Origin of the sequence: Glycocaulis sp. (assembly GCF_052168375.1) — a bacterium.
Lineage (GTDB): Bacteria > Pseudomonadota > Alphaproteobacteria > Caulobacterales > Maricaulaceae > Glycocaulis.
The window spans coordinates 1-3,198 of record NZ_JBQLZR010000338.1; the positions used below are offsets into that span (position 1 = coordinate 1).

Below are 3,198 nucleotides of genomic sequence, written 5' to 3' on the forward strand. Positions count from 1 at the left end.
AGCAGGCTCGCGCGCTCGGTGTCGGCGGCCAGCACGAAGTCGATGATGGAGACCGGGCCGCCGGGGGCTTCCTGCTCTACGCTGCCCATGCGCATACCGGGCTGGATACGGATATCGCCGCTTTCCGCGCTGGCCTCGCCGCGGATCAGGCGGAAGAGCGTCGATTTGCCGGTACCGTTGCGCCCGACCAGGCCCATCTTGGTCTTGGCCGGCAGGAAGAGCGTTGCCTGCTCGAACAGGATTCGCCCGTCAATGCGGTAGGTGAGGTCGTTGATGTGCAGCATGGGGAAGGCGCGTAGCATGCCTTGTGAGGCGGCGAAAGCGCCGCTATAAGCCGCGCCAAATCAACCCTCCCCAGCCATCACCAAAGGGATACCGGAACCATGGCGCTGCAACGCACTTTCTCCATCATCAAGCCCGACGCGACCAAGCGTAACCTCACCGGCAAGATCAACGCCCTGATCGAGGATGCGGGCCTGCGCATCATCGCGCAAAAGCGTATCCACATGACCAAGGCACAGGCCGAGACCTTCTACGGCGTGCACCGCGAACGCCCGTTCTTCAACGATCTGGTCTCCTTCATGATTTCCGGCCCGGTCGTGGTTCAGGTGCTCGAAGGCGAAGACGCCATTGCGAAATACCGCACCGTCATGGGCGCCACCAACCCGGCCAATGCCGACGAGGGCACGATCCGCAAGGTGTTTGCCGAGTCCATCGAAGCCAACTCCGTGCACGGCTCTGATGCCCCGGAGACGGCCGCCGAAGAGATTGCCTTCTTCTTCTCCGGCCTGGAGCTGGTGGGCTAACCCCTTCTCGCTCTCGAGACATGAAAAGCCCGGCGGAAACGCCGGGCTTTTTTGTTGGGTCTGTTCCGCAGTCTGGTGGCTTCTTTTCCTCCCCCGTTTACGGGGGAGGTGTCAGCGCAGCTGACGGAGGCGGGGCTATTCGGAACATTCCCCCCCTCGGCGCTTCGCGGCACTCCCCCCGTAAACGGGGGGAGAAAACGGCGCTGAGCGACGACGCTACTTCGCCGCCACCGAGACGTCCGGCCCGTCCACGTTCAGGAACCCGCCAGACTGGCGCTTCCAGAGCTGGGCATAGACGCCGTCTTTGGCCAGCAACTCATCATGGCTGCCCTGTTCGATGATGCGGCCTGCGTCCATCACCACCAGCCGGTCCAGCATGGCGATGGTGGAAAGCCGGTGCGCGATGGCGATAACGGTCTTGCCCTCCATCAGCTGGTAGAGCTGTTCCTGGATAGCAGCCTCAGCCTCGGAATCGAGCGCGGAGGTTGCCTCGTCCAGCACGAGGATCGGAGCGTTCTTCAGCAGGATGCGCGCAATCGCGATGCGCTGGCGCTGACCGCCGGAGAGCTTCACGCCGCGCTCGCCGACATGGGCGTCATAGCCCGTTCTCCCGTCACTGTCGGTCAGGTCGGGGATGAAGCTGTCGGCCTGCGCGCGCCGGGCGGCTTGCAGAATCGCCGCGTCGTCGGCATCGCGAGAGCCGTAGGCGATATTGTCACGGATGGAGCGGTGCAGGAGCGAGGTGTCCTGTGTGACCATGCCGATCTGCTGGCGCAGGGAGTCCTGGCTGACGCCGGCAATATCCTGGCCATCTATGCTGATGCGCCCGCCCTCCAGCTCGTAGAAGCGCAGGAGCAAGTTTACCAGCGTCGACTTGCCGACACCGGAGCGCCCGACCAGACCAATCTTCTCGCCCGGCGCAATGTCGAGGCTGAGGCCGTCAATAACGCCGCTTTCCTTGCCATAGTGGAAGGTGATGTTCTCGAAACGTATGGCGCCGCTGGATACGAGGAGCGGCTTGGCGTCCGGCCTGTCGGTGATGGCCTGTGGCTGGGCGATGGTGTTGATGCCGTCCTGAATGGTGCCGATCGCTTCAAACAGGCCTGCGGTCTCCCACAATATCCAGTCCGACATGGCCCGGATGCGCATGACGATGGCGACCGCGACGGCGATCACGCCAAGCCCGACCAGCCCCATCTGCCACGCGATGATGGTGGAGGCGGTCACGGTCACCAGAAGGGCGGCATTGAGGGTCTGCAGCAGGGTATAGAGGCCGGTCACCAGCCGCATCTGCTTGTAGACCGTACCCATGAAGCCGCTCATCGCATCGCGGGCATAAGCCTCCTCGCGGCGGGCGTGGGCAAACAGCTTGATGGTCTGGATATTGGTGTAGCTGTCGACGATGCGTCCGGTCATTTCCGCTCTGGCATCGGCCTGCGCCATGGACACGTCGCGAAGGCGCGGGATGAAGTGGAAGAGCAGCCAGAGATAGCCGCCAAGCCAGAGCACCAGCGGGATCATCAGGAAAGGCTCCGCCCCGCCCACCAGCACCAGCGCGCCGACGAAATAGACGGCCACATAGACGAAGATGTCGAGCACCTTCATCACCGTTTCACGTACCGCGAGCGCGGTCTGCATGACTTTCTGGCTGACCCGCCCGGCGAACTCGTCCTGGAAGAAACCCATGGACTGGCCAAGGATGTAGCGGTGCGTCAGCCAGCGGGCGAGCATCGGGAAATTGCCGAAAATCGTCTGGTGCGTGATCAGCGAGTTGAACAATACCAGCACCGGAAACCCGATCAGGACAAAGGCCGCCATGGCCAGCAATCCGGCACCGTGTTCGTCAAACAGCGTCTCGCGATCGGCTTCGGCTAGCCAGTCGACCAGCGTGCCGAGAAAGCCCAGGAACACCACCTCGAACACCGACAGGATGGCAGTGAGAACCGAGAGCGTGATCAGCCAGGGCAGGACCGGCCGGGTGTAATAGGCAATGAAACCCAGAAGGCTTTTTGGCGGCGCTTCCGGCTCGGTCGCGGGAAACGGATCAACGCGGGATTCGAAAAATCTGAACATGGGTATCGGACTCTGATCATGAGACGGGCGGAGCTGGCTTGCCATTGCAAGCTGGCAGGGCGCCGGTCTAGAACCTCAACCAATATTGAGGTCAAAGGAAAATGACATGGCCGGATCAACGAGGAAGGCGCATGCCGGGGGATTGAGCGTGGGTGAGCTGGCGGCCCGCGCCGGTGTTAACGCATCTACATTGCACTTTTACGAGACAAAGGGGCTGATCGCCAGCACGCGTACCGGCGGCAATCAGCGCCGCTATGGCCGCGACATGTTGCGCCGGGTGGCCGTGATCCGCGTGGCGCAGCGCGCCGGCCTGCCTCTG

4 protein-coding genes are annotated in these 3,198 nt (G+C 62.9%); 2 read left to right on the forward strand and 2 right to left on the reverse strand.

Features of this window, described 5'->3' with window-relative positions:
* Positions 1-284: ATP-binding cassette domain-containing protein (locus ACTS2Z_RS14095; protein ID WP_442573840.1), on the reverse strand; the 284-nt coding region annotated here is incomplete at its 3' end.
* A gap of 99 nt (positions 285-383) precedes the next feature.
* Here ACTS2Z_RS14095 and ndk point away from each other — a divergent pair.
* Entirely contained in the window at positions 384-806 is a 423-nt protein-coding gene (gene ndk, locus ACTS2Z_RS14100) for a nucleoside-diphosphate kinase (RefSeq protein WP_442573837.1), read from the forward strand.
* 216 nt (positions 807-1,022) lie between these two features.
* Here the strand turns inward: ndk and ACTS2Z_RS14105 are convergent, their stop codons facing one another.
* Positions 1,023-2,879: an ABC transporter ATP-binding protein gene (locus ACTS2Z_RS14105; protein WP_442573838.1), complete on the reverse strand. Its 1,857-nt coding sequence runs from the start codon at positions 2,877-2,879 to the stop codon at positions 1,023-1,025.
* 106 nt (positions 2,880-2,985) lie between these two features.
* On the opposite strand from ACTS2Z_RS14105, the gene ACTS2Z_RS14110 reads away from it, so the two are divergent.
* A partial coding sequence (locus ACTS2Z_RS14110) for a MerR family transcriptional regulator (protein WP_442573839.1) occupies positions 2,986-3,198 on the forward strand: 213 nt, incomplete at its 3' end.